Below are 5,999 nucleotides of genomic sequence, written 5' to 3'. Positions count from 1 at the left end.
TCCCGCTGGAGTGCGAAGCGCTCCCAAGATTTTGGGGCCGCTGCGCAGCCCAGCGGGAGCAAGCTCCCTCGCCACAGCAATCTCCCTCGCCACAGTAAGCCCTCTTGCCACAGCAAGCTCCCTCGCCACAGGACAGCGATGAGCCTCTATCAACTTCGACCAATAGTGCGTTGACAAGTGTAGGAAACCCTAAGGATACTTCGGATCAGTCATACGACAACCTACAACAATAACGGGATCACCATGACCACCACAACCGCCCCTACCCCGTTCAACCGCTTGCTGCTCACCGGTGCCGCCGGTGGCCTGGGCAAAGTCTTGCGCGAACGCCTGCGTCCTTACGCCAAGGTACTGCGCCTGTCGGATATCGCCGACATGGCCCCGGCCGCTGACGACAGCGAAGAAGTATTGCCTTGCGATCTTTCCGACAAACAAGCCGTGCACCAACTGGTGGAAGGCGTCGATGCGATCCTGCATTTCGGCGGCGTATCGGTGGAACGCTCGTTCGAGGAAGTGCTGGGCGCGAACATCTGCGGGATCTTCCACATCTATGAAGCGGCGCGTCGCCATGGGGTCAAGCGCGTCATCTTCGCCAGCTCCAACCACGTGATCGGCTTCTACAAGCAGGACGAAGCCCTCGACGCCCACTCCCCGCGCCGCCCCGACAGTTACTACGGGCTGTCCAAATCCTACGGCGAGGACATGGCCAGTTTCTACTTCGATCGCTACGGCATCGAGACCGTGAGCATCCGCATCGGCTCCTCGTTCCCGGAACCCCAGAACCGCCGGATGATGCACACCTGGCTGAGCTTCGACGACCTCACCCAACTGCTCGAACGCTCGCTGTACACACCGAATGTCGGGCATACCGTGGTCTACGGCATGTCGGATAACCTCGATGTGTGGTGGGACAACCGCTTCGCCGCGCACCTGGGCTTCACCCCGCGGGACTCTTCCGAAGTATTCCGCAAACAGGTGGAAGCCCAGCCGATGCCCGCTGCCGACGACCCGGCGCGGGTGTACCAGGGGGGCGCGTTTTGCGCCGCCGGCCCGTTCGGTGACTGACCACAGACCAACCCAAGGGAATGAGTGGCCATGCAAGCAGAACTGATTGTCGACGCCCGCAACGCCGTGGGTGAATGCCCGGTGTGGGTACCCGGGGAAAACGCCCTGTACTGGGTGGATATTCCCACAGGCGAACTGCAACGCTGGAACGCCACCAGCGGCCAGGCGCAGGCCTGGAAAGCTCCGCAGATGCTTGCCTGCATCGCCCGCACCTCAGCGGGCGATTGGGTCGCGGGCATGCAAACCGGGTTTTTCCGGCTGACGCCCCACAACGATGGCAGGCTCGACACTGCGCCCCTGGCCAGCGTCGAGCACGCCCGCCCGGACATGCGCCTGAACGATGGCCGCTGTGATCGCCAGGGCCGGTTCTGGGCCGGCAGCATGGTGCTGAACATGGCCGAGAATGCGGCCGACGGTGCACTGTACCGCTACGAAACAGGCCGGGCGGTTCACACCGCACTCAACGGTTTCATCACCCCCAACGGCCTGGCCTTCAGCCCGGACGGGCGCACGATGTACCTCTCGGATTCGCACCCGTTGGTCCAGCAGGTCTGGGCCTTCGACTACGACATCGACAGCGGCACGCCGTCCAATCGGCGGCTGTTTGTGGATATGCACCAGTTCCTCGGCCGCCCCGACGGAGCCGCCGTGGATGCCGAAGGTTGCTACTGGATCTGCGCCAACGATGCCGGGCTGGTCCACCGCTTTACCCCCGACGGCCGTCTCGACCGCTCACTGGCCGTGCCGGTGAAAAAACCCACCATGTGCGCCTTCGGTGGCAGCCGCCTGGACACCCTGTTCGTCACCTCGATCCGCGACGACCACAGTGCCCAGTCGCTGGCCGGCGGCGTGTTTGCCCTCAACCCCGGGGTCACCGGATTGCCGGAGCCCACCTTCATCCTCTAGCTGCATCGCTGTGCCTTGAATAAAACAATAACAAGACTGGAGAGACACCCCATGGACTTCAAACGCACTTTGCTCCTCGCCGCACTCCCCTTCACCTTCGTCTTCGCCGGTGCCGCCCACGCGCTGGAAATCAAATTCGCCGACATCCACCCCGCCGGCTACCCCACTGTCGTCGCCGAAGAACAGCTGGGTAAAACCCTGGTGGCCGAAAGCAACGGCGGCCTGACCTTCAAGATGTTCCCCGGCGGCGTGCTGGGCTCGGAAAAGGAAGTGGTGGAACAGGCCCAGGTCGGCGCGATCCAGATGGCCCGGGTCAGCCTCGGCATCGTCGGCCCGGTGGTGCCGGACGTGAACGTGTTCAACATGCCGTTCGTGTTCCGCGACCAGGTGCATATGCGCAAGGTCATCGACGGCGAGATCGGCGATGAAATCCTCGCCAAGATCACCGACTCCGAATTCAACCTGGTGGCGCTGGCCTGGATGGACGGCGGCACGCGCAACCTCTACACCAAGAAACCGGTGCGCAAGATCGAAGACCTCAAGGGCATGAAGATCCGCGTGCAGGGCAACCCGATCTTCATCGAAACCATCAACGCCATGGGCGGCAACGGCATTGCCATGGACACCGGCGAGATCTTCAGCGCCCTGCAGACCGGCGTGATTGACGGCGCGGAAAACAACCCGCCCACCCTGCTGGAACACAACCACTACCAGAACGCCAAGTTCTACAGCCTGACCGGCCACCTGATTCTGCCCGAGCCCATCGTGATGTCGAAAATCACCTGGAACAAGCTCACCCCCGAGCAACAGGTGCTGGTGAAGAACACCGCCAAGGCCGCGCAGATCCAGGAGCGCGAGCTGTGGGACGCCAAGTCTGCCAGCAGTGAAGCCAAGCTCAAGGCTGCTGGCGTCGAGTTCATCGACATCGACAAAAAACCGTTCTATGAGGCCACCGCTTCGATTCGCGACAAGTACGGCGCGCCCTACGCCGACCTGATCAAGCGCATCGAAGCCGTCGAGTAACCCTTTTTCCTCTCATAGATAAGGCCCGGCGCGGTCGGTACCGACGCGCCCGGTTACGGTGAACGCCATGAAGAATTTACTGCTGCGCATCAACGACCGCATTTACATGAGCTGCATCTGGATCGCCGGCCTCGCCGTTCTCGGCGTCGCGCTGATCATTCCCTGGGGCATCTTCGCCCGCTACGTACTCGGCACCGGCTCCAGTTGGCCGGAACCCACCGCCATCCTGCTGATGCTGGTATTCACCTTTGTCGGCGCCGCCGCCAGCTACCGCGCCGGGGCGCACATGTCGGTGGCCATGGTCACCGACCGCCTGCCGCCCGGCCAACGCCGAATCGTCGGTATCGTCTCACAATTGCTGATGGCAACCATCTGCCTGTTCATGACGATCTGGGGCAGCAAATTGTGCCTGTCGACCTGGAACCAGTTCATGAGCGCCATGCCGACCTTGCGGGTGGGCATCACCTATATGCCGATCCCGATCGGTGGCTTGCTGACCCTGGTTTTTGTGCTGGAAAAACTCCTGCTGGGTGACCAGAGCAACCGTCGGGTCGTGCGCTTCGACCTGGTTGAAGAAAGTGAAGGGGCTGCCTGAATGGACGCATTGATTCTGTTGGGCAGCTTTATCGCCCTGATCCTGATTGGCATGCCGGTGGCCTACGCCCTGGGGCTTTCTGCGCTGATCGGCGCGTGGTGGATCGACATTCCGTTCCAGGCCCTGATGATTCAGGTGGCCGGCGGGGTGAACAAGTTTTCGCTGATGGCGATTCCGTTCTTCGTGCTGGCCGGGGCGATCATGGCCGAGGGCGGCATGTCGCGCCGGCTGGTGGCGTTTGCCGGGGTGCTGGTGGGCTTTGTGCGCGGCGGCCTGTCCCTGGTGAACATCATGGCCTCGACGTTTTTTGGCGCGATCTCCGGCTCGTCGGTGGCCGATACGGCGTCTGTCGGTTCGGTGCTGATTCCGGAAATGGAACGCCAGGGCTATCCCCGTGAATTCGCCACCGCCGTCACCGTGAGCGGCTCGGTACAAGCCTTGCTGACGCCTCCGAGCCACAACTCGGTGCTCTACTCCCTGGCGGCGGGCGGCACCGTGTCCATCGCCTCGCTGTTCATGGCCGGCGTGGTCCCGGGCCTGCTGATGAGCGCCTGCCTGATGGTGCTATGCCTGATCTTCGCGAAAAAGCGCAACTACCCCAAAGGCGAAGTGATCCCCCTGAAACAGGCACTGAAAATCTGCGCCGACGCATTGTGGGGCCTGATGGCCATGGTGATCATTCTTGGCGGGATTCTGTCGGGCATCTTCACCGCCACCGAGTCGGCGGCGATTGCGGTGTTGTGGGCGTTCTTCGTGACCATGTTCATCTACCGCGACTACAAATGGAGCGAGCTGCCCAAGCTGATGCACCGCACGGTGCGCACGATCTCCATCGTGATGATCCTGATCGCGTTCGCCGCCAGCTTCGGCTACATCATGACCCTGATGCAGATCCCGGCGAAGATCACCACGATGTTCCTGACCCTGTCGGACAACCGCTACGTGATCCTGATGTGCATCAACGCCATGCTGCTGTTGCTGGGCACGGTGATGGACATGGCGCCGCTGATTTTGATCCTCACGCCGATTTTGCTGCCGGTGATCCTGGGGATTGGCGTCGACCCGGTGCACTTCGGCATGATCATGCTGGTGAACCTGGGGATCGGCCTGATCACCCCGCCGGTGGGTGCGGTGTTGTTTGTGGGGGCGGCGGTGGGCAAAGTCAGCATCGAGAAGACCGTGAAGGCGTTGCTGCCGTTTTATGGCGTGCTGTTTTTGGTGCTGATGGCCGTGACCTACATTCCGGCGTTGTCGTTGTGGTTGCCGGGGTTGGTGCTATAAGCCCCACACTGCGTGTAGCGAGGGAGCTATTGTGGAGAGGGAGCTGCTGTGGCAAGGGAGCTTTCTGTGGCGAGGGAGCTTGCTCCCGCTGGAGTGCGAAGCGCTCCCGCTTTTTTTGGGGCCGCTCCGCAGCCCATCGGGAGCAAGCTCCCTCGCCACACAAGCATTCATCATTCAATAGGTCTGCTGACACTCATGATGCTTGAACTCGAAGACAACCTGACCCACCTGACGCTGGCGCCAGCGTTGGGCGGGAGTATCGTCAACTGGACAGTACGCAGCAGCGGCCAGCCGTTGCTACGCCACACCGATCGACAGGCGCTGGCCAGCGGCTTGCCGGGGAAGCTTGCGTGCTTCCCGCTGGCGCCCTGGTCGAACCGGGTTGCCGAAGGTGGCTTTGATAACCCATCAGGGTGGTTGGGACTTGAGCCCAACAGCCCGCTGGACCCGCTGCCAATTCATGGCAGTGCCTGGCAACAGGTGTGGCAGGTGGTCAGCCAGACGTCAGACGAAGTGGTGTTGCAACTGGACAGCAGCACACCCTTTGCGTATCGCGCCGAGCAGCGGGTTCAGTTGAAGGGCGGCAAGTTGAGCATCACCTTGCGCGTCACGCACCTGGCGGAAACGGCGACGTGGCATGGGCTGGGATTGCATCCGTATCTACCCCGCAGGCCGGGCACGCAATTGCAGGCAAAGGCTTCGCAGGTATGGATGAGTGATGCGGCGAAATTGCCGACAGGGCTGGCTGCCGTGCCCGCCGAGTGGGATTTTCAACACCCAGAATCGTTGCCCGAGACACTGGTGGACAACGGTTTTTGCCAGTGGGACGGGCGCTGCGTCATCCAGCAGCCAGACCTGGGTTACACCCTGGAATGCCAGGCCACCGGCAGCGACTATTACCTGCTGTATTGCCCGCCGGGGCTGGATTTTTTCTGCTTCGAGCCGGTGAGTCATCCGGTGAATGCCCATCACCTGCCGGGTAGGCCGGGATTGAAGCTGTTGGAACAAGGCCAGTCGGCAGAACTCAGTTTCAGCCTGCAATACAAAACCCTCTAACAACACAAAACCCATGTGGGAGCGGGCTTGCTCGCGAATGCGGTGGATCAGTCAACACATCTGCGACTGACAC

At 61.8% G+C, this 5,999-nt stretch carries 6 protein-coding genes; all 6 read left to right on the top strand.

Going from position 1 to position 5,999, the window contains the following annotated elements; translation table 11 throughout:
- Positions 1 to 243: 243 nt before the first annotated feature.
- The 6 genes from ACW9I6_RS30040 to ACW9I6_RS30015 all read left to right on the top strand — a co-directional run bounded on the left by ACW9I6_RS30040 (position 244) and on the right by ACW9I6_RS30015 (position 5,926).
- Positions 244 to 1,065, top strand: coding sequence for an NAD-dependent epimerase/dehydratase family protein (locus ACW9I6_RS30040; protein ID WP_003207819.1), 822 nt, complete (start codon positions 244 to 246; stop codon positions 1,063 to 1,065).
- A gap of 30 nt (positions 1,066 to 1,095) precedes the next feature.
- On the top strand, positions 1,096 to 1,971 hold the full coding sequence (locus tag ACW9I6_RS30035) for an SMP-30/gluconolactonase/LRE family protein (protein WP_003207816.1): 876 nt from the start codon (positions 1,096 to 1,098) through the stop codon (positions 1,969 to 1,971).
- A gap of 51 nt (positions 1,972 to 2,022) precedes the next feature.
- Positions 2,023 to 2,994, top strand: a complete 972-nt coding sequence (locus tag ACW9I6_RS30030) for a TRAP transporter substrate-binding protein (protein ID WP_003207815.1) — start codon at positions 2,023 to 2,025, stop codon at positions 2,992 to 2,994.
- Between the two features lie 67 nt (positions 2,995 to 3,061).
- Complete coding sequence (locus tag ACW9I6_RS30025) at positions 3,062 to 3,589, top strand: TRAP transporter small permease (RefSeq protein WP_003207813.1); 528 nt, start codon at positions 3,062 to 3,064, stop codon at positions 3,587 to 3,589.
- Positions 3,590 to 4,870 carry a TRAP transporter large permease gene (locus ACW9I6_RS30020; RefSeq protein ID WP_003207810.1) on the top strand — a complete coding sequence of 427 codons (1,281 nt, stop codon included), beginning with the start codon at positions 3,590 to 3,592 and terminating at the stop codon, positions 4,868 to 4,870.
- 195 nt (positions 4,871 to 5,065) lie between these two features.
- Entirely contained in the window at positions 5,066 to 5,926 is an 861-nt protein-coding gene (locus tag ACW9I6_RS30015; RefSeq protein WP_177028343.1) for an aldose 1-epimerase, read from the top strand.
- The last annotated feature ends 73 nt before the right edge of the window (positions 5,927 to 5,999 follow it).

It is taken from the genome of Pseudomonas sp. SDO5522_S412 (assembly GCF_054071215.1).
This window is presented reverse-complemented; position numbering and strand designations above follow the sequence as displayed.

What these genes read in the sequence shown, in the direction of transcription:
- ACW9I6_RS30040 (WP_003207819.1), top strand. Translation starts at nt 244, where the DNA reads ATGACCACCACAACCGCCCCTACCCCGTTCAACCGCTTGCTGCTCACC.
- ACW9I6_RS30035 (WP_003207816.1), top strand. Translation starts at nt 1,096, where the DNA reads ATGCAAGCAGAACTGATTGTCGACGCCCGCAACGCCGTGGGTGAATGC.
- ACW9I6_RS30030 (WP_003207815.1), top strand. Translation starts at nt 2,023, where the DNA reads ATGGACTTCAAACGCACTTTGCTCCTCGCCGCACTCCCCTTCACCTTC.
- ACW9I6_RS30025 (WP_003207813.1), top strand. Translation starts at nt 3,062, where the DNA reads ATGAAGAATTTACTGCTGCGCATCAACGACCGCATTTACATGAGCTGC.
- ACW9I6_RS30020 (WP_003207810.1), top strand. Translation starts at nt 3,590, where the DNA reads ATGGACGCATTGATTCTGTTGGGCAGCTTTATCGCCCTGATCCTGATT.
- ACW9I6_RS30015 (WP_177028343.1), top strand. Translation starts at nt 5,066, where the DNA reads ATGATGCTTGAACTCGAAGACAACCTGACCCACCTGACGCTGGCGCCA.